Source organism: Marinobacterium iners (assembly GCF_017310015.1).
In the GTDB taxonomy this organism is placed as follows: Bacteria; Pseudomonadota; Gammaproteobacteria; order Pseudomonadales; family Balneatricaceae; genus Marinobacterium; species Marinobacterium iners.
Map to the genome: position 1 here is coordinate 866,611 of NZ_CP022297.1, position 19,784 is coordinate 886,394.

The window sequence follows — 19,784 nt, forward strand, 5'->3', positions numbered from 1 at the left end:
AAAGAAATGGCACGTGGAGTCAATAAAGTAATCCTGATGGGCCACTGTGGGCAAGATCCCCAGATTAAGGAGTTGCCAAGTGGCGATAAGCTGGTGAACATCAGCCTGGCAACAAATGAAAGCTGGAAGGACCGCCAGACTGGTGAGCGCAAGGAAAGGACTGAATGGCATCGTGTGGTGATGTTTGGTCGTTTGGCTGACATTGGCGCGCAATATCTGAACAAAGGACGACAGGTCTATGTTGAGGGAAATCTGAGAACCCGCTCTTGGACAGACAATAATGGTCAGCAGCGTTACATGACAGAAATTGTGGCTAAAGAGATGCAGATGCTGGATCGCAACAGCGATGTAACAGTACCTGCGCAACAGTCAAATGCAACCAGTAATCGTCAGGACACATCATGGGATGATGAATATGGCTCGATTCCCTTCGGTGAAGAAAGCTTCAAGCCATCAGGATCTACCGTTAAAAATAACGTCGATATGGATGACCCTTTCGATATACCGTTCTGATCCAGCAAGTTGATCCAAGGAATGGCTTGAAATCGAACGGATTTAACGGCAATCTGAGTCTGCTCTCGGACTGGGAGGCAAACAATGCTCAAGGTTACATCTGATCAAATATTAGCCAGCTTATTGGTTAAAAAACAATCAGTAAAAAGCAGGTCTTATCTGCTTGATTTGATTGTTAAAAATATTTGATTAGAGTCCGAGAGCTACCCCGACACCGGAGGGGATTAAGACATTACAGGACCCAACTCTATATACGCGGCCGTCCGTCCGAGAGCTACCCCGACACCGGAGGGGATTAAGACACTGCCCCATTCAGGTAGCCGGTGCCGTTTGCCGTCCGAGAGCTACCCCGACACCGGAGGGGATTAAGACAGGCGTATAACCCTTCTTAAGCATAAGCTTAGCAGTCCGAGAGCTACCCCGACACCGGAGGGGATTAAGACTAAAATGCGTGAAGATAAGACTATAGCAGTACGTCCGAGAGCTACCCCGACACCGGAGGGGATTAAGACCAGACCGGCAACGCTGCGTTTGAGGACAATGGTGGTCCGAGAGCTACCCCGACACCGGAGGGGATTAAGACCAGTACGGATAACGCTGTGCGCGACCTTAGACGGTCCGAGAGCTACCCCGACACCGGAGGGGATTAAGACCCGTCCTTATGCGGTACTGAGGCCGGCTGATTGTCCGAGAGCTACCCCGACACCGGAGGGGATTAAGACAGGATATCGGGAAGATATGGTTAATCTTTGTAGTCGTCCGAGAGCTACCCCGACACCGGAGGGGATTAAGACCTTGAGTTAGCGAAGGGTACCGCACTCTCATTTGTCCGAGAGCTACCCCGACACCGGAGGGGATTAAGACGCTCTTGACGAGCGGTGAATGTCTCCCACTCTGGTCCGAGAGCTACCCCGACACCGGAGGGGATTAAGACATCCTCGGTGGTCGCAGTTACCGAGAACGGTTGACGTCCGAGAGCTACCCCGACACCGGAGGGGATTAACAGGCTGTTGAAAATCTGACAGGCTTCAACAGCCATGTTTGTTTTTTGATCAATTTTAGCGCCGCTGAATCGTGTTTTTAGCCATTTTGGGCTATATATTCGGTGCTCAGCTGCCATTCCGGGCCTCAAAGCGGACTATCCCTGTAGATTGCGCATGCGGACCAGGTTCCAACCCATCATCGTGAACTGGAACAGGCTGTGAACCTTCTCCCGACCGCGCATCATCACTTGCCGGATGGGTCCGATGGTTTTGCCCCAGCCAAAGGGTTCTTCTACCCGCTTTCGTTGACGCATGCTGATTGTGTAACCCGCATGGCGGCTGGTACGTCCATCAATCGCGGAGCCCCCAGATCGGTTTTCATTTCGTGCCACATGGGGCGTTATCTTCATCTTTCGACAAGCCGAAACAAAGCCCTGGGTATCGTAGTTTTTGTCAGCCCCCACCGTTTTGCGATGACTGCCCTGCAGTCTGGCCAGCAGTTCAGCTGCAACATCGCGTTCAGCCGTACCTGTTGCGAGGCTGGCCGCCGCCTTCACAATCAGGCCATTGCGATTTTCCATGACCGTGTGCCCCATGTACGCCATGCGTGACTCACTACCCCGCGACTTCTTGGCCAGTCGAGCCTCTGGATCTGTGGTAGATGCGTGGGTCTCATTACTGCGCTTCTCACCCCTGAAGTTGCGTTCAGCATTGCGTCCGGCAGGACCATCGTCATCTGTATTGCCCGTACCGTCCTTACGGCGAAAGCTCTTCTGTGATGCCCAGGCCTGGATCAGCGTCCCATCGACGCTGAAATGCTCGTCTGAAAGCAGACTGCGCTCCCGTGCCAGAGTGACCACCTCTTCAAACAGATGAGTAACGACATCATGCTCCAGCAGTCGATCCCGGTTGGTGCTGAAACTTGAGTGGTGCCATACCGGGTCATCAATGGTCAGCCCAACGAACCAGCGGTACAGCAGATTGTAGCTGATCTGTTCTACCAGCTGCCGTTCACTGCGAATCGAGAACAGGACTTGCAACAGCTGTGCACGAATCAGACGCTCAGGTGGGATCGACTGACGGCCACCTTCGGCGTAGATCTGATCAAATAGCCAGTTGAGCCGCTTCATGGCCTCATCGATCAGTTGCCGAATCGGTCGTAATGGGTGTTCACTGGGAACGAAGGTGTCCAGATGGACGGTCGTGAACAATGACTCCTGAATGATGTCTTCGCCGCGCATATTGGGTCGTGTCAGTCGGTTATTGATGCGGATAGTCTACCAAGGCCCCATTATATGGGGTAGAAAATCAACAGCCTGTTAAGACTCCGCGGTTACTTCGACTTGAGCTTCATGGCCTGTCCGAGAGCTACCCCGACACCGGAGGGGATTAAGACGGGCAGGTTATGGTGGTGTGGTCCCCGTTCGTGTCCGAGAGCTACCCCGACACCGGAGGGGATTAAGACTAGAAGAAAAAAGTAGGGTTGTTAATCATTCCGGAGTCCGAGAGCTACCCCGACACCGGAGGGGATTGAGACACTCAGCACCCACCGTACATAGGGGTGATCCTCGTCCGATCGAATACTGGAAGACCTTGATCCACTGGCACCTGAGTTTGAGGTGGAGTGGGATGCTGATATCCTGCGTCAGAAATATCCCTATCCGGGTATGCGCACTGCGCCGAGCGAAGATAGTGAAGAATTCCGCTCCGGCGAGCTGACGCTGCCCAACACCGAGGCCACTCAAGCCGAATCACAGGTCATTGCCAATGCCACAGTCTGACCAGCAACAGGTTCACCTGTTCACCTCACAGGACGGCCAAGCCCAGCTTGAAGTCGCGCTGGAGCAGGAGACCGTCTGGCTCAGCCAGGCGCAGATGTGTGAGCTTTTCGGGCGTGAGCGCTCAGTTATCACCAAGCACATCCGCAACGTATTCAACGAGGGTGAGCTTGAGCGCGATTCAGTATGTGCAAATTTTGCACATACTGCCGCCGACGGAAAATCCTATCAGGTCGACTACTTCAACCTCGACGTCATCATATCGGTCGGCTACCGCGTCAAGTCACAGCGTGGCGTCCAGTTCCGCAAATGGGCCACCAACCTGCTGAAACAGTATCTGGTGCAGGGCTACACGCTGAACCAGAAGCGATTGGCCGAACGAGGCGTCGAGTTTGAACAAGCGGTGGCCCTCCTGTCACGCACGCTCAGCAATCAGCAGCTGATCGCCCCTTCCGGCGAAGCCGTTGTACAAGTGATCAGCGATTACGCCCGCTCATGGAGTCTGCTACAGGGTTACGATGAGCAGAGCCTCAGTGACGTCGGTGTGCGTCAGGACAGCATGCAGCTGCTGGCATTGGATGACGTGCTGGCTGCCATTGCTGCGCTGAAGCAGACGCTGATCGCCAAGGGCGAAGCCACGGAGCTGTTCGGCAAGCTGCGTGGTGAGGGGCTGGCATCGGCACTGGCCACCATCGAGCAGGGCTTTGGCGATGAACTGTTCTACCCCAACGTGGCCAGCCGCGCTGCCCATCTGCTGTACTTCGTGATCAAGAACCACCCATTGGCCGACGGCAACAAGCGCAGCGGATCCTTCCTGTTTCTATGGTACTTGCGCCTGAACCAGCACTTGCTGGCACGCCCGGTGGAACATCTAATCAATGACAACACACTGGTAGCACTGGCCTTACTGGTAGCCGAGAGCCTGCCAGACCAGAAAGAGTTGATCATTCGCCTGATTGAGCACTTCATCCTGCTCAAGTAGGCACGACTGACTGATGGATGAAAATCAACTGGGTCCTCGCTGTATCGATTGGTTGATTGGATCAGGAGATTAACACGAGGTTCTATCCACTTATTCCGCTGACAGAGTTAGCCTCAAGTAGCAGCACCCTTACAAGCTTGCCAAGCCTCTATAAATAAGTAAACACAGCTACCATTTAATCATTTCTTGCTGTTATGTCCTTTTATTTGGGAGGCTAAGATGAGTAGCAGGCTTAACTCAAGCGAATCCGAATCACTTTTCAGTTGCCACTTTTGCGGCGCAGATAATATGCGGTGGACAGAAGTTACTCCTGGTAAATGGATGCCTTTTGATGTGTCGAAACAAGCGATTCATAATTGTGGTGAAAGCAAACAGCTGACGCGTGATGATGTTATCCAATGTTTGTTGAATATGGGCTTCGAGGCATATGTTCCCAGAACAAACTCATGGCAACATGCATTCATTGCAAGCAATGAATGCCAGACTATTTATTTTTTGATTGGTAAAAGGAGTATTGATTTTAAAATATACGACTATGTGAGAGATACGAAGATTGACTCCAAGGGAAGACTTTTCACCGATGGTGGTGAAATGGTCAGAAATTACTATTATAAAAGTAATGTGGTCGTACATGATCTGATTTTGAAAATTGCTTCGCGTCTTGTTAATAATCTGCCTATTGAGGAATCAATGAAAGCAGGTAACGGTAAGACTTGGCAAGAACAAAAAGCTGATCGTTTCGGTATTATTCCAGATAGGAAAGATCACTTTAATCGGAATGAAATGGTAGATGTCTATAATGCCATTTCGTCTGGTAGCGGAGGTGATGAGTATTTGTGTGATGGAATGTGGATCAGTGCAGACGGTTCGTTACACGATAAAGGCCGATAAATGATGTGATCTTGTACATCAATTCTGATTTACATTACCTACATTCACGTATATGAGGCTTGTGTTAACAGAATAATCGCTCCATTCCCACAAGCTTGCCAGCCCCCTGACACCCTCTTCGCATCCCTAAAATCCAATCTGGATTCGGGTTGCGGAGAAAGCAGGTGCAGAAAGAAATTCTGGTATTGGCCAAGTCATGCAAAACAGGTGGTTACTGCGTTGGTGGTATCGAGCTGGTATTGGGTGATGACGGGCGCAAATACCTGAGCAATACCTGGATTCGTCCGGTTACAGTCACGGAAGAGGGTCAGCATCAGGGTTGTCTGGATAAGCACCTGTGCACGGGCTTCTCGGTATTCGATATCATCGAGATCAATGCGGTGCCGGCTGAGTATATACCGGGTCAGCCTGAAAACTGGCTGCTGCAGGATACACGCATTCGCAAAGTGACCACCCTGTCACAGCTGGATGTTATCAACTGTCTGGCTCAACGAAACGTCTCAATCTGGTCTGATGACCGTACCGTTCGTGATGACCAGATCTCACCGGCAGCGGCTGCATCGGTAGCGCAGTGCCACTCACTGATGGTGATTCAGCCTGAGAATCTCACCTTCACGCTTGAAGTCGAACAGATGCCCTATGGTCTGCGCAAGCGCATATCTGCTTCGTTCATGCATGCGGGAAAATCCTATAACCGTATCAAAGTGACGGATCCGGCCATTACCAAGGTGTTCTGCAACCAGTTTCCTGCCGCGCCGGGCGTGCAGTATCAGAAGCAACTGCGCAATCGGGATCGCTACTGGGTGACCTTAAGCTTGTCACCAGAATTCATGGGCAATCACTATGTGTTAGCTGCTGCCATATTGGATCATTCCGGCTATCTGAACAGGAGTTATGGATGAACGTGTATACAATTGGTTTTACCCAGAAAAAAGCGGAACGGTTTTTTAGCTTGTTACGCGCAGCTAATATCAACACCCTGATTGATGTGCGGCTGAACAACGTGTCGCAGCTGGCCGGTTTTGCCAAACGGGATGACCTGCGCTTCTTCCTGAAAGAGCTGTGTCAGGCAGAATATGTGCATATGCCCGAGCTGGCGCCCACTCAGGATATCCTCAAAGCCTACAAGCAAGGTGAGATGACGTGGGCTGAGTATGAGAAACGATTTCTCGACCTGATGACACAGCGGCAAGTGGAGAGGGTACTTGACCGCAAGCTGTTCGACGGTGGCTGCCTGTTGTGCAGCGAGCATAAACCGCACCAGTGCCATCGGCGTTTGGTGGTTGAGTACCTGAACGATCGATGGGAAACCGGCCTGAAAGTGGAGCATTTGTACTAATGACAGCGCGTGTATTGATTGTTTACCCAGAAATCTTTGCCTGTCAGAGCAAGTTTGACCGCAAGGTGAGTCAGATTTTGAGTCGGCTTACCTGCTTCGAGGTTATTCATCAGGGCGATCCCAACGGCTTCATATCCGCCTTTTTCGCTGAAGATGAACGTGTTGGTGCACTCCAGGAAGTTTCCAGTCTTGAAACTGCCCAGGTCACCCACGCGGTGGTGTTTGATGATGGAGAGGAGTTTGCCGAGCTCAGAAATGACCTGAAGCAGGCTGGTATTCCCCTGCGCTGGATCAAAATCAAGATAACCCGGGTGATTAATCTTAAACGTGAGCCTGAGTTCGAGGGTATGAAGAGTACTGCAGCCTATGAGTATATTGGCCGTGGGTCTTACTGGGGAAACCCCCACTCCATGCATGAAGAGGGTGAGAGCCGAGAAGAAGTCATTCGTAAATACCAGTATGACTTTGAGTACAACAAGTTCATCAAGATTGACCCGACAAGGGTGCATGAATTGGCAGGCAAAAGACTGGGTTGCTTTTGCAAGCCTGCTCCCTGCCACGGTGACGTCCTGGCCGACTTCTTGAATCGCTACGATGATGGTGAGTGAGCCAAAGGTTGAGAGAGGACATGGAGTGAAAGCTGAAGTTGCAATGACACTGGATAACCATAACAACCTGATCATTCACTTTTCCGAGCCGGTTACAAGCTGTCTGCGTTACCGTAATTGGAACAGTGGGCTGCAGGTCGAATGCTGGTCTGACGGCCAGTGGGAATCCAAATCTGATGACTACGGTATACCTTTGCTGCAGCTGGCTCATTCAGAGCCGGATGGTAGATTTAGGCTGAACCAATCAAGCGGCGGATTAGAAGCCTATGGGGTACATGCTGCCTTGAAGGGGAAGGCTGGGCAGCTTCATGGTTGCATGCTCGATAAAAGCTAGCCAGGCGAGCTACTGAGCAGCAACCACCAGATCGTTCATCGATGTTTATATTGCCCGGGGGCGAATCCGCGACGGACCTCAGCTGATCGAAGCTGAAGATGTTTGGTCCTTCGCCCAGCTACCCGCTTACGCCACAGCTTAAAACTACTTGGCTTGAGGCTGCGCTGCATGATGCGGATTACATCAGACTCCGTCAGTCTGTAGCAGTGCTCAATGGCTTCGAATGGGGTTCGATCCTCCCATGCCATCTCGATAATACGGGAGTGATCTTCGGGTGGCAGCAACATGCGGGCGTATTCTTCTGGTGCGTTTAGCTTGTATACGACTGGCCTGACGAATCCGATCGCATGTTGCTTTATCTACCCTCTGTCGTGATGATTGGGCTGATTTTAGTATTCGTATTCCATGAGTGCTTTGATCGGAAGGCGGCAGCTGCTGGGGGATTCTGCAGGGTATATTTTGCTTAAAGTGCTATTAAACCAACTGGCTGAATATGCCGTAAGAGATCCGGAGTAAGCATTTCTTTGACCCCGAGGACAAACAAATCGTGCCTGTGCTCAATGCCCATCCACGCCGGATCAACCCCCGCAAGCTGCTGCTGAGTAAATGGACGGCTGTAAATCCTATCAATCGCGAAAAGCATTTCATTGTGACGCGTGTTGTCCAGCCCGAGCATCCCGATGAGCCAATCGAGTGGATTGACTTGCAAGCCGTGCTCTCAAAACGGACACAAACACTTCGCTGGCAAGTATTGCTCGACTCTGAAGAGTGGTGGCAGGGCTGGAAACCCTGACCGCTGGTATCCAGCATCATTTCAACCTTCTTCAGTCGCTTTGAGCCAAGTCATTCAACTGTTCGCAACCCCAAACGGTATATGTACCATCGGCACGTTGCCGGCCGCAGACTCCAGGTGAGACCGTTGGTCATCGAAGAACATATGGGGTTTCAGAATCTGCAGGATTCGATCTTTCTGCATCCCACCGAGAAAGAACACCTCATTGGCTTCAACACCCCAGTGTTCGAGCGTGGTCAGTACTCGCTCGTGTGACGGCGCATTGCGTGCGGTAACGATGGCAGTACGCAGCTGGCGCCGGTAATCGGCATTGTCGGCAACGGCACGGTCCTCCAGTTTTTGAAGCGCTGAAATTTTGCGAAACAGATCGGCAAGCGGACCAGGACTGTGTGGAATGTGAGCGTTGGAGCTTTCGTGTGCCTGAAAGGCTTCCAGCGAGTCCGTTTTTGCATACACGCTCCGATGCATCATCAGCGATGACACCGTCAAAGTCGAAGGCGATGCGCAACTCGCAATCATCCTGATCATCAACCACCTGGCTGGGTAGCACGGTACCGGCCGGGTGCCCGTAGTCGATCGCCTGCTGCACATCAGATTCATTCCCCGACAGAAACAACGACGCATTGAACGCCGGGATGTAGGCATAGGGTGACTTGCCTTCCAGGAAGGCCGCGCGGGTAATATCCAAGCCGTAGTGGTGGATCGAACGAAATACACGCTTTCCGGTTATGGCTGAGTTGCGTGACAGCAGGACCACCTCAACCGGTGACTGGGCAGGAAAGCTTTGGTTGATGCTGAGGAATCGGCGAACGAACGGAAACGCCACGCCCGTTTTCAGAGGCATATCCAGATGCTCCTCCTGATATTGGCGGTAGGCGGTTTCGCCCTGGGTACGAAAGATCCTGTCCGATTCAGACAGGTCAAACAAGGCACTGGAAGCCACTGCGATCACCAGTTTATCGTCAATAGGGTAAGCCATGCTGTATTCCTTTATGAGCAGAACTGTCGGGCGCCAAATCGTATTGTCCTGTACTGAAGCGACCCAGAATGACGCTTAGGCGGCCCAGAATGACTCACTGAAAAGCGCAATAATCACCATCGTTGCCCGCGATTATCTTGGATATGATCTTGAATCACCAGAACGGGCACTAAGGTTGCTGTGAGTAGACGGAGGATAGAAGTTGGGGATGAGAAAAGAGTTCAATATCGATGGAATTCACTACGTACTGAGCTTCCAGGAAAGCAGCCAGTCCATCACCCTGCATATTGATGCTCTCAAATCGCAGCGCAAGGTGTATAGCCAGACACCTTTTGAGTGCGCTTTCGGAGATGAGCCACCGGATACCGTCTGGTTCATCAGCGAGCATGTTCAGACGGGGCAGGTGTTTAAAATACTGAGCGAAGTGCGCAGCTTCATCGCCTCCGTCATTGCCCGATATCAGCCGTACTTTTTCGTCTACAGCGCCAATGAAAAGGCAAAGGCTTCGGTTTACCGGCGCTTTGCTGTCAGAATTGCCAACCAGTTTGGATACCAGCTGTATGAACAGCGGCCCGGTGTCTACCGTTTCTACAAAGTGGAAGCACCAGTCGCATGAGAGGTAGCGATGGTGCAGACGTTCTCGGCCATGACTTGCAACGGGCTGCGGATTATCTGAAACGGGCAGGGCAGCTGGTGATCCTCGCAGGTGCCGGCGTGAGTGCTGATTCCGGGTTGCCAACCTTCCGTGGTGAAGAAGGTTTCTGGCGCAATACAGAGAAACGGCCATTTCAATTAGCCGGTTACGAGCAGTTCCAGCAGGATCCTGCAGCTGTCTGGGCGTTCTACCTTAGCCGGTTGGCTCAATACCGATGCCATCAGCCACATGAAGGCTATGAGCTCTTGCGGCAATGGTGTCATCGACTGGGCGAGGGTAACAGCTTCGTGCTTACTTCGAACACGGATGGCTACTTCCGTCGAGCCGGTTTTGCGGATAACCAACTGTATGAATGCCACGGTACGATTGGTTGGATGTACTGTGATCGGCCTGATTGCGTCTTCCGCAGCCAGGGGCCTGTCCCGATTCATCAGAACCGGTTGGAGCGCCAGGATCCGACTCGGATTCCCCGCTGTGCCTGCGGTGCGTTGATGCGTCCACACGTGCTCATGTTCGGCGACCGCAGTTTTGATCACAGGCTTCAGGCTCCGGCATTGGCGCGATGGGAGCATTTCAAGCAACAGCTCGGTGTGGATAACAGCCCCTATGTCGTTCTTGAAATCGGTGCTGGTGATACCGTAACTGTGGTTGAGGATGAGACTTGGGCACTATCACGAAATGCGCTGGCTGTTATTCAGATCAACCCTGAAAAACCGAAACCGCAAGAGGTCTACTGTCCTTGGGTGGGCATCAAATCCGGCGCATTACATTCCCTGCAAGCGCTCAACATTCTGATAGGCGACTAAATCTGTCGCCTGGCCATGTCATCATCCAGTTTGAATCAGACGACAAGGAGTTGCCCATGGATCCGTTTGCCAATCTTCCCATTGACCCCGATACCCGTATCATCGCCAATCAGTCCATTGAAGTTGAAGGACGCCCCGCTCGGGTGCAGGTCTGGGTATGGGATGGGATTAGCGCAATGAGCCTGATTTTCCTCGCTGAGGATGTTACCGGTCTAAACGATGACCAGCTGCGGGATCTTGCCATTGCCAGCGGACTGCCGGAGGCAGCCAGCCAGTTTACATTTAGCCGCGACAGCGGTGACTATTGCTTTGTAAACTTCAACTTTTCCTATGAATAGAAAATTGCCATCCATGCAAAACAAGGAGTTGCACATGGGTTCAGCGCTGTATGACCTGGTCGGTGACATTCACGGACACGCCCATGAACTGGAGCAGTTGCTCAAGCAGATGGGGTATCGTCCCAAAGGAAAGGGGTATGCACACCCCGATCGTACCCTGATCATGATCGGCGATCTGATCGACCGAGGGCCGCAGCAGCAGCGGGTGGTTGAGATCGCCCGAGCCATGATGGAGTCCGGTGATGCCATCGTGCTGATGGGCAATCACGAATTCAATGCCATCTGCTACGCCACTTCGAGCGAGAGTGGTGGCTATGTGCGCCCGCATATCGAGAAAAACACAAAACAGCACAGTGCATTTCTTGAAGCCTTCCCGTTCGGCTCTGCGCTTCATGAAGATGCCATCGATTTCTTCAAACAGCTGCCGCTTTGGCTGGAGCTGGATGAGCTGCGGGCCATCCACGCCTGCTGGCATGACCCTAGTATGGAGGCGCTTGCCCCCTGGGTGGATGACAACAACCGCCTGCATAACGACCAGTTCTATCAGCACTATGCCGTCAAAAGTGATCCTCTGTATGCCGCTGTTGAATGCCTGCTGAAGGGACCTGAAGTGCCCCTACCGCCGGGCGCCAGCTTTGCAGACAAGGATGGCACCCTGCGGAGCGAGGCGCGCATTTGCTGGTGGCAGCTGCACAAGGGGCCGGCCGCGTCACTGGCGATCAAGCCGGAATTGCATGATGTACACGACTTGTCAGCACAGTACCGGCAGGCGAATGAGTTTGAATACCAGGACCGCAAGCCCGCCTTTTTCGGTCACTACTGGCAGCGTGACTTTGACCCCGCGAACATTCGTGATCAGCGTGCCTTCTGTTTGGATTACAGCATCGCCAAACAGGGCCAGTTGGTTGCGGCGCGCTGGAATGGCAGTGTAAAGCATATCGAATGGTTTTCGGTGACTGCATAAAATCGTCAAGGGGTTCAGAAAATGCAAGTTATAAAAAATAGTAGGGCTTTTGCTGCGCTGAAATTTTTTTCAGCACTGGTATTGGTTATTGCATCCTTTGTTTATTTTTCGGATGCCCCCGATGAAAAGGTGGTTTCCTATCTTCAGAAAGAGGGTTATTCTGATAAATTATAATTATCCATAACGATAGGAACGCATGCATACCATTCTTTGTTCTTAGCATTTGATTTTTTGATGCGGTCGGCCCCAACAGCTCCTTCAGTCACGAAGAACAAATAGCACTCATCCTGTCTGAAGCTATTGACCCATTCAATAATATCGTCAAGCGTATGCCTCATCCAGAGTTCATCCGGGGTGGAGTAATATTCTGGCTCAGGGCATAAATCACAATAGAATCTGCCATCTGTATCCATGTGAATGGAGATGATATCGTCATAAACGAGGTCCATTATCTCCTTCTCTGAACTTATGTCAGGGGATCCAGCAGACAGATATAATAATGCGTTGGCATTGCCTTTCTCGCTGATGTACAGTACCAGGTTTGGGTTGAGGCCAGAAAAGGTTATGCGTAAATAGCCATCATCCATCTGTTGTAGATCAGGCGGGTAAACAAACCGCATCGCGTTTTTTTCGACCCAGTACTTTGGCCCTTTCTGCAGTCCAATCATGTTTGTGCTTCCAGTCAAAATCACGGTATTAGTCTATCGTTTTGGCGCGACATATATGGTCGTCTGTTTTGATTATTTTGCTGGCTATTCTGTCCGAATCGGATCATGCCGAGGGCGACAAGATATGACGCCCTGCAGGAGTAAGGTGTGTTTCTCAAAGCTGAGGGGCCACCAAGATCCGAATACTGATTTATATCCCATTCAATGAGGTTACATATGAAAATTCTATACCTGCATGGACTGGGTTCGTCCGGCCAGTCCTCTACCGTCCAAGGGCTGAAAGCAGCAGGGCTGGAGGTGGTAGCGCCTGATTACAAACCGCAACACTTTACAGAAAGCCTTCAGCAACTGGCTGCGCAGGTAGAAGCCGAACAGCCTGACATCCTTGTGGGGACCTCCATGGGCGGCTACTACGCGCTGAAACTCAATGAACGCTACGGCCTCAATACGCTGGTCGTGAACGCCTGCTTCGATCCGGCAACGCTGTTACGGCATTACCTCCGGACACCCGCCATGGACTATGTGACCAATCAGCCAATCCTGTTTGATCAGCCCATGCTGGATGCCTTTGAGGCAGTAAAATCTTCAAGGAACAGCCGTGCGCAACTTAGGGCAATTGTCGGCACCCGGGATGACGTGATTAACCCGGACGCACAACGGCAGTTTTTCCGCCAGCAGGGGATCGAATGGCATGATGTGAATTGGGGGCACCGTGTCGAGGATATACCGTTGCTGATTCAACACATTGAGCGGGTTATCCAATCTCCAGGGTGATGACCATCATTACGATGTCGTAGATGATGGCGCCTTCAATATTGTTGTAATACAGGCGGTTGGGCAGGCCCTTTCAAAAAAGCGACCCATTCTGACGCATGGCTCCCGTACTCTGTTCCCATCGATCAGATGTACAGGAGTCACTCATGGGAATCCCCGCTTTTTTGCGTAAACGCTCACGCCGCAATGCAGTGCCGCTGGCAACCAGCGAGACCTATCAAACTCGGGCTGCACTCTGGGTACTGCGTTTGTTGGTGAACGGCAAGGGCTACCGTTTCTTCATCAACAAGGAAGGGTTCAATGACGCTGACATCCTCCGTCTAATCGGGCTTGAGTCCCAGTATGACGAAGAGATCACCCTGAAAGAAGGGCTGCAGCTGCTCAAGACACGTCTGTCCGAACTGGAGCAGAAACACCCTCAGCAAGACCTTCTGGATCGCAACCTGTCCAAATTGGGGCAGTCTCTGGGTCTGACACCGGCAGAGAAAACAGTCCTAGGCTTCCTGAGCATCAAGGAGCAGGTTGAAGGGGTAGATGACACCCTCAAGCTGTTCTCAACCAACTACGGTCTGCCGCCTACTCAGCAGCTGATCTCGCTAATGAGCATCGCCCTGCAGCTGCCGCGCCATTTGATTGCCAAGGCGTTATCGAATGACAGCGTACTGGTGCGATGCCGCCTGCTGAACCCCAAAGGACGTGGTGACGACCTGGAGTTGCTGAACGGCATTGACAATGTATTGATGTATGAGCAGCAGGGCCCCGAGTCACTTCTGCGTCACTTTACTCAGCTGGGTGCCAGACCCGAGCTGCAGCCGGACGACTTCATCCATATCGATAGCCAGTATTCACAGCTCAAACGCTACCTGAAGGCCGCCGTACGTTCGGGAGCGGTGGGAACCAATATCCTGATCTACGGCGCACCGGGCACCGGCAAGACCGAACTGGTTCGCACCCTTGGTGATGAACTCTCGCTGGAGCTGTTTGAGGTCAAGTATGCCCGCCATGACGGCGAGCCCATGAGTGGTGACGAGCGTTTCTCCGCCTACCTGATCAGCCAGCAGATTCTCAGGGCCAGCCCCCAGTCGGTGATCCTGTTCGATGAAATCGAAGACGTATTCACCTACCGTGAGCAGAACGGCCAAAAAGCCTGGATCAACAACATGCTGGAGCAGAATCCGCGCCCGGTGTTCTGGATCAGCAACGACATCAACAGCATGGACAAAGCCTACCTGCGCCGCTTCGATATGCTGATCTGCATGCCGGAGCTGAACGAAGAGACCCGCTTTGTCATGGTCCAGCGCACGCTGCAGGGCCTCAATGTCCGCGAAGAGTGGATGCGCACGCTGGCCAAGAAGCAGGGATTACAACCGGCCCACCTGACCCGTGCTGCCAAAGTGGTGCGCCAGTTACGCCTGCGCAAACCCGAACGTGTGGAGCAAACAATGGAACAGTTGCTGAGCAGCCTGTATCAAGCGCTGGGATACCAGTGGGAGCACAAGGAGCGTCGCCCGTCCTCATCCGCGTTCAACCCGGCGCTGTCAAACACGGATTTTCCGCTCGAGCGACTGGTCTCAGGACTCAAACGCAGTGGCCAGGCCCGCATCTGCCTCTATGGCCCGCCGGGCACCGGTAAAAGCGAGCTGGGGCGTTATCTGGAATCTGTACTGGAAAAGCCGTTGCTGCTGCGCAAGGCATCTGATCTGCTGGGCCCTTTTGTGGGTCAGACCGAACAGCAGCTGGCTGCCGCCTTTGCCGAAGCGAAACAGAAAAACGCCATCCTGATGATCGACGAGGCCGACAGCTTTCTGGGGTCACGCAGCGCAGCCCAGCAGCAGTGGGAAGTCAGCCAGGTCAACGAGCTATTGGTACAGATGGAAGAGTTCAACGGCATTCTGATCATGTCGACCAACTTCATGGATCACCTCGACAGCGCCGCATTGCGCCGGTTCGACTTCAAAATTCGGTTTAACTACCTGGACTTTGACCAGTCCTGGTCGTTTTTTAACCGCCTGCTGGGGATGCACCAGTCTCAACCCTTCGCTGCAGTCAATGTAGCAGGGTACGAGACTCGGTTGAAACGCCTGTCTCAGCTGACCCCCGGCGACTTCGCCACCGTTGAGCGCCGCGCCAAGGTGCTGGCCGAGCCGCTGACACCCGAAGAACTGATGGTTGGGCTGGAGCAGGAGCATGCCATCAAGACCCGTCATCAGGGGGAGGGTCGCCCCATTGGCTTTATAAGCTGAAAGGCGAATGAAATGAAACTTCCATGTAATCAAGGATTTGGTACTATGTCGGCTATCAGAAACACAGCATCACAAGGAGGTGGTATGAGTAGCCGCCAAGACACATTGTTTCGTCACCTGGCTCTGCTGCAACTCATTCCGCGGGCGCCGCACTACCGTGCCACCACGACGCTGCATACGTTGCTGGAGGAGCGCGGATTCAATGTAGAGCTGCGCACCATGCAGCGCGATCTGGAAAAGCTGTCAGCGCATTTCCCGCTACTGCGTGATGGTACCCACCGACCGTTCCGCTGGTCTTTTGATGCATCCTTCAAAAGCAACCTGCCGGCACTGGACACCGCCACTGCGCTTACGCTGGTGCTGGCCGAAGAATACCTGCATGGCCTGCTGCCGCAGATCGCCATCGACCAGCTGGCCGGGCAGTTTGAAAACGCCCGCAAGTACCTAGATGGCCTCAACGGCAACAGGCTGGCGCACTGGAGCGAGTACGTCAAAGCCATTCCCAACGGCAAGGCACTGATCCCGGCGCCGATTCAACACGATGTCTGGCAACTGGTGACCGATGCGCTGCTCAACCACTACGCGCTGGATGTGGAATACCGCAGCCGCTCCAAGGACGAACACAAAACCTTTACGCTACACCCGCTGGGCATTGTCGCGCGCCACAGCGTGTCCTACCTGCTGGCCACCGTGAACGACTATGACGATGTGCGCCAGTTTGCCCTACATCGCATCGTCAGTATTAAAGTTAGTGAACAGCCGTACCGATCCAAGTCGGATTTTAGCGTCGACCAGTACATCTCAACCGGCGCCTTTGGTTACCCGCTGGATGAGCAGTTCGTGCAACTGAAGGCACGAATCCGGCCTGAAGTCGCCAGACTGTTGTCAGAAACGCCGTTGAGTGATGTGCAGACGCTAACTGTTGAACCGGACGATAAAGGCTGGTGCCAGCTGGAGTCCGAAGTGCCGAACGACCAGCAAACTCAGTGGTGGATACAGGGCTTTGGCTCGGCGATTGATGTGATCGAGCCTGTGAGCTGGCGGGAGGCGATACATCGGCAGGCGCGGGAGTTGCTGGGCATAAAAGTTTGATATGATTCGTGTGGTGCAGTCAGAGCCGGTAGGGTGGACATATATCTTTACCGTGTAGAGTTCATGGTGCCGTGTCAGCCACAACTACTCACAAGAAACTTAAGCTCTATCATTGAACTACTACAGTAGGATATGCACCAATACCTAGGGTGGTATGATAAACAACAAAATAATTAAGCAAATTTCGACGGCTAAGCATCGATGGACGAGTGTAGTGACGGGCAGTAGATTTTAAGGAAAAGCTCGTAAACTGAGAATGGCCTGACACTGTCCTGATAAGCCGGAAAATGTCAAATCAGGTCGGACTACTAGATAATGGAGTTAGCTTTGGTATGGCCGGTTTCACCGAATTAGAATTGCCGCTCGATGGAGAGTACAGTTCAGATGATGGTCCACTCCCCATAGAATTCTTTCTGAGTGTGCTTCCTAGCTCACGCGAGGTTTATCTAAAGCTTGGATACTTTAGTTCTTCGGCAATCCAAGTGTTAGCTTATGGATTCGCTCAATTTGTGGCGAATGGCGGCTCTATGTCGATTGCGACAAATCACTTTCTGTATGAGAGGGATTTGGATTTATTAAAGAACGAAACCGGCGATGCTACCGATCTTCCGCATGGTAGTCAGTTTCATGATCCGGAATGGCTTTACGAGCAACTAACTATTAACCCGGTGGCAATTTACATCTGATATAATGCCTGCATGAATACAGACGCACGCAAGCTCAGCACGGAGCAACAAGAACTTCTCAGGCAGAAGGCGATTCGACTCCGCGAGAAGGGCAAAACCTTCCGCCAGATCGGTCAGCTTCTTGACGTTCACCCTGACACCGTCGGGCGCTGGTACAAGCGCTATCAAGCGGGTGGTGCCGACGCTATCGCTGTCCAGAAACGCGGCCCTAAAAACAAGCCTCGACGGTTGACCGAACAACAGGAACAACGTGTCATCGAGGCGATTCGTGACCAGATGCCCGACCAGCACAAGCTTGGCTTTGCGCTGTGGACACGGCGCGCGATTACTCAGTTGATCAAGCAGTTCTGGGGCATTGATATCCCGGTCCGCACGATGGGCGATTACCTCAAGCGCTGGGGCTTCACGCCTCAGAAGCCATTGAAGAAAGCGTGGGAGCAGAACCCGTCCCGCGTTGACGCTTGGCTGAAGGAGGAATACCCGCAGATTCAGGCCCGTGCCAAAGCAGAGAATGCCCAGATTTTCTGGGGTGACGAGACGGGTATCAAAAACAATACCCAGCACGGTCGGAGCTATGCACCAAAGGGACAAACACCGGTGCAACCTTTGCCGGCCAAGCGTATATCGCTCAACATGATCTCGGCGATCACCAACCAAGGCACTGTACGATTCATGCTCTATGAGTCGACCATGACCGCCAAGGTCCTGAAGAAATTTCTGCGCGCGCTGATCGAATCGACGCCCGGCAAGGTCTTTCTGATCCTGGATAACTTGCGGGTACACCACGCCAAGGTCGTGAAACGCTGGCTGGAGCGCAAGACAGTCAAACGCTATCTGGAAGTATTCTTCCTGCCAGCCTACTCCCCGGAGTTGAATCCAGATGAATACCTCAACTGTGACCTGAAAGGCATGGTGCATAGTGGGCCTGCTGCTCGCTCTGTCGACGATCTGAAGAAACGCACGCGATCATGCATGCTGACGCTTCAACGGCGTCCTGAACGAGTGAAAAAATACTTTGATGCTGAGCATATCGCCTATGCCGCATAACAGACCTAAATTGCCGCCTGGTTAATAGCAACCCAATCTGTCGTTTGAATTGAGTTGTCTTTAAGCCACGGTACCCCGTCCTTGGCAGAAGGTTTTGCCCAAATCCCGTGGGGTCTGCTGACCCTTGTAAAACGGCGCGAAGACAAAGGGCAACGCGTTGAAGGATAAATGTATCGTCATGCTTGGAATGAAGGTGGCTTGCTGCTGCTCCGAGGGAGGCCTGAAATTTCAATCTAACAAATACGTCTGAACTAAATGCTTGGTATGCTGGTGGAGTACAAAAGGCATCAAATTCTACTTCGGTTTTTGACAGGTCGATAACATGGTCACTCTCTGCCTCGGAAAACTTTGCTGTGTCTTTGAGTAGCGCTAGCATAAGCTTTAAAGCCATAATTTCGTTGCCAAAGGGATTGTCGGTGCGGGCGATAAGCTTATATAGCGGAGTAAACGTTTTGATTTCTGGCAGTGGTTTTGCGGAAGGCCTGCTGTCGATATAAAGTTTTTTCACTACAGCATCAACTTCTGGAGTTGTTGGCCAACTGTACTGTAGCGCTCGTGCGTGAAGCACCAGAGCCCGAAGTAATGCTGATTCTTGAACCGCAATCAGTTCCAGTACCTTCCAAGTCTCCTGATACTTCTCAAGCAGGCATGCTGCTGCACGGTGAAGTGGCTTGGGATCATCGATCAACTGTCGGGCAATCAGAATCCCAGCGGCCAAGTCTCTTGCGGCTGCATCTTCAGGAAGGGTGATATTCCGGAATCCCTTTGCAAGCTTGAAAATGAAATCATGAAACCAGCAACCGGAGCTGCTTTCTAGCACAGTGTCCAATCGCACCAGTAAGAGGAATCGAGCTTGAGTGGCCAAAAAGTTGAAACCACCGGGGCGCGGCTCATCTTCAAGCTCCGATGGTGTGGACGCAGAATAGCTATCTCCGTTGGTTGTATATATCGACTCATTAATAGTCTTCACTGCAGTGTTTTGCAGTGATTCGAAGAAAGCATCGACATTCGCGTGAGCCGGGATAGCCTGCCTATCTTTTCGATGAATAACGGTTGCAGCGTGTCGAAAAATATCTGCAAGGCAGTATTTCCCAATAGCTGCTTGCCGAATGGCCAGGTCTGACGGGATGCCGTGCCAGTTGGCATGTGGTAGGGAAATTAGATAATCGAGTTGCTCCAGTACCGGTTCGAGTAAACGGGTACTTGGAAATAACTCCAAACCCTTTTTGAGTAACAGCACTAAGGCGGGATCTCGACTCCAGCAAGCTATGAAGCGTCGGGCTAAGCGTTCTTGAAGGTAATCCCAATTTC

At 52.3% G+C, this 19,784-nt stretch carries 22 protein-coding genes, 1 pseudogene and 1 CRISPR repeat array; of the genes and pseudogenes, 18 read left to right on the forward strand and 5 right to left on the reverse strand.

Going from position 1 to position 19,784, the window contains the following annotated elements; genetic code table 11:
• Positions 1–6: 6 nt before the first annotated feature.
• Positions 7–513 carry a single-stranded DNA-binding protein gene (ssb, locus tag CFI10_RS04215; protein ID WP_206839792.1) on the forward strand — a complete coding sequence of 169 codons (507 nt, stop codon included), beginning with the start codon at positions 7–9 and terminating at the stop codon, positions 511–513.
• Positions 514–707: 194 nt separating this feature from the next.
• Positions 708–1,520: a CRISPR direct-repeat array (repeat unit 37 nt; unit sequence GTCCGAGAGCTACCCCGACACCGGAGGGGATTAAGAC).
• A gap of 131 nt (positions 1,521–1,651) precedes the next feature.
• Here ssb and CFI10_RS04220 read toward each other — a convergent pair.
• Positions 1,652–2,737: an IS5 family transposase gene (locus tag CFI10_RS04220; protein WP_206839794.1), complete on the reverse strand. Its 1,086-nt coding sequence runs from the start codon at positions 2,735–2,737 to the stop codon at positions 1,652–1,654.
• 378 nt (positions 2,738–3,115) lie between these two features.
• Between CFI10_RS04220 and CFI10_RS04225 the strand changes: the two genes are divergently transcribed.
• The 7 genes from CFI10_RS04225 to CFI10_RS04255 all read left to right on the forward strand — a co-directional run bounded on the left by CFI10_RS04225 (position 3,116) and on the right by CFI10_RS04255 (position 7,428).
• Positions 3,116–3,277 (forward strand): hypothetical protein, encoded by a 162-nt coding sequence (locus CFI10_RS04225; protein ID WP_206839799.1) that lies wholly within the window; start codon positions 3,116–3,118, stop codon positions 3,275–3,277.
• A complete protein-coding gene (locus tag CFI10_RS04230; protein WP_206839814.1) occupies positions 3,264–4,256 on the forward strand; it encodes a virulence RhuM family protein/type II toxin-antitoxin system death-on-curing family toxin in 993 nt (330 codons plus the stop codon). Before CFI10_RS04225 ends, CFI10_RS04230 begins: the two co-directional genes overlap by 14 nt.
• A 219-nt stretch (positions 4,257–4,475) precedes the next feature.
• Complete coding sequence (locus CFI10_RS04235) at positions 4,476–5,147, forward strand: hypothetical protein (RefSeq protein WP_206839816.1); 672 nt, start codon at positions 4,476–4,478, stop codon at positions 5,145–5,147.
• A 164-nt stretch (positions 5,148–5,311) separates the two neighbouring features.
• On the forward strand, positions 5,312–6,049 hold the full coding sequence (locus tag CFI10_RS04240) for a dual OB domain-containing protein (protein ID WP_206839819.1): 738 nt from the start codon (positions 5,312–5,314) through the stop codon (positions 6,047–6,049).
• Positions 6,046–6,486 carry a DUF488 domain-containing protein gene (locus CFI10_RS04245; RefSeq protein ID WP_206839821.1) on the forward strand — a complete coding sequence of 147 codons (441 nt, stop codon included), beginning with the start codon at positions 6,046–6,048 and terminating at the stop codon, positions 6,484–6,486. The genes CFI10_RS04240 and CFI10_RS04245 overlap by 4 nt, the downstream gene beginning before the upstream one ends.
• Entirely contained in the window at positions 6,486–7,094 is a 609-nt protein-coding gene (locus CFI10_RS04250; protein WP_206839822.1) for a DUF4326 domain-containing protein, read from the forward strand. The genes CFI10_RS04245 and CFI10_RS04250 overlap by 1 nt, the downstream gene beginning before the upstream one ends.
• 25 nt (positions 7,095–7,119) lie before the next feature.
• A complete protein-coding gene (locus tag CFI10_RS04255; protein WP_206839825.1) occupies positions 7,120–7,428 on the forward strand; it encodes a hypothetical protein in 309 nt (102 codons plus the stop codon).
• A gap of 35 nt (positions 7,429–7,463) precedes the next feature.
• On the opposite strand, the gene CFI10_RS04260 is transcribed toward CFI10_RS04255, so the two are convergent.
• The gene (locus tag CFI10_RS04260; protein ID WP_206839827.1) at positions 7,464–7,715 is read right to left on the reverse strand and encodes a TIGR03643 family protein; all 252 of its coding nucleotides are present in this window, start codon (positions 7,713–7,715) and stop codon (positions 7,464–7,466) included.
• 260 nt (positions 7,716–7,975) lie between these two features.
• Here CFI10_RS04260 and CFI10_RS04265 point away from each other — a divergent pair, with 260 nt between their 5' ends.
• A complete protein-coding gene (locus CFI10_RS04265; protein ID WP_242530102.1) occupies positions 7,976–8,221 on the forward strand; it encodes a TIGR02450 family Trp-rich protein in 246 nt (81 codons plus the stop codon).
• A gap of 54 nt (positions 8,222–8,275) precedes the next feature.
• Here CFI10_RS04265 and CFI10_RS19130 read toward each other — a convergent pair whose 3' ends face one another.
• Together CFI10_RS19130 and CFI10_RS19135 are read right to left on the reverse strand one after the other, a co-directional pair.
• Entirely contained in the window at positions 8,276–8,692 is a 417-nt protein-coding gene (locus CFI10_RS19130; protein WP_242530103.1) for a 5'-nucleotidase, read from the reverse strand.
• A 31-nt stretch (positions 8,693–8,723) separates the two neighbouring features.
• Positions 8,724–9,200 (reverse strand): annotated as a pseudogene (locus CFI10_RS19135) (5'-nucleotidase); the annotation flags it as partial.
• Positions 9,201–9,408: 208 nt separating this feature from the next.
• Between CFI10_RS19135 and CFI10_RS04275 the strand changes: the two are divergent.
• From CFI10_RS04275 to CFI10_RS04290, 4 genes are read left to right on the forward strand one after another with little or no spacing between them, the layout of a single operon-like run.
• Positions 9,409–9,816, forward strand: coding sequence for a hypothetical protein (locus tag CFI10_RS04275; RefSeq protein WP_206839829.1), 408 nt, complete (start codon positions 9,409–9,411; stop codon positions 9,814–9,816).
• Complete coding sequence (locus CFI10_RS04280; protein WP_206839831.1) at positions 9,813–10,661, forward strand: SIR2 family NAD-dependent protein deacylase; 849 nt, start codon at positions 9,813–9,815, stop codon at positions 10,659–10,661. The genes CFI10_RS04275 and CFI10_RS04280 overlap by 4 nt, the downstream gene beginning before the upstream one ends.
• A gap of 56 nt (positions 10,662–10,717) precedes the next feature.
• Complete coding sequence (locus tag CFI10_RS04285) at positions 10,718–10,999, forward strand: hypothetical protein (RefSeq protein WP_206839833.1); 282 nt, start codon at positions 10,718–10,720, stop codon at positions 10,997–10,999.
• Positions 11,000–11,033: 34 nt separating this feature from the next.
• Positions 11,034–11,963, forward strand: coding sequence for a metallophosphoesterase (locus CFI10_RS04290; RefSeq protein WP_206839836.1), 930 nt, complete (start codon positions 11,034–11,036; stop codon positions 11,961–11,963).
• Positions 11,964–12,118: 155 nt separating this feature from the next.
• On the opposite strand, the gene CFI10_RS04295 is transcribed toward CFI10_RS04290, so the two are convergent.
• Positions 12,119–12,631, reverse strand: coding sequence for a hypothetical protein (locus CFI10_RS04295; RefSeq protein WP_206839838.1), 513 nt, complete (start codon positions 12,629–12,631; stop codon positions 12,119–12,121).
• 216 nt (positions 12,632–12,847) lie between these two features.
• Between CFI10_RS04295 and CFI10_RS04300 the strand changes: the two genes are divergently transcribed.
• The 5 genes from CFI10_RS04300 (at position 12,848) to CFI10_RS04320 (ending at position 18,473) form a co-directional block, all read left to right on the forward strand.
• Complete coding sequence (locus tag CFI10_RS04300; protein ID WP_206839841.1) at positions 12,848–13,405, forward strand: YqiA/YcfP family alpha/beta fold hydrolase; 558 nt, start codon at positions 12,848–12,850, stop codon at positions 13,403–13,405.
• A 146-nt stretch (positions 13,406–13,551) separates the two neighbouring features.
• Positions 13,552–15,648, forward strand: coding sequence for an AAA family ATPase (locus CFI10_RS04305; RefSeq protein ID WP_206839851.1), 2,097 nt, complete (start codon positions 13,552–13,554; stop codon positions 15,646–15,648).
• Between the two features lie 84 nt (positions 15,649–15,732).
• Positions 15,733–16,740 carry a helix-turn-helix transcriptional regulator gene (locus CFI10_RS04310; RefSeq protein ID WP_206839854.1) on the forward strand — a complete coding sequence of 336 codons (1,008 nt, stop codon included), beginning with the start codon at positions 15,733–15,735 and terminating at the stop codon, positions 16,738–16,740.
• Positions 16,741–17,027: 287 nt separating this feature from the next.
• Entirely contained in the window at positions 17,028–17,426 is a 399-nt protein-coding gene (locus tag CFI10_RS04315; protein WP_206839856.1) for a phospholipase D-like domain-containing protein, read from the forward strand.
• 12 nt (positions 17,427–17,438) lie between these two features.
• Entirely contained in the window at positions 17,439–18,473 is a 1,035-nt protein-coding gene (locus tag CFI10_RS04320; RefSeq protein ID WP_206839858.1) for an IS630 family transposase, read from the forward strand.
• The last annotated feature ends 1,311 nt before the right edge of the window (positions 18,474–19,784 follow it).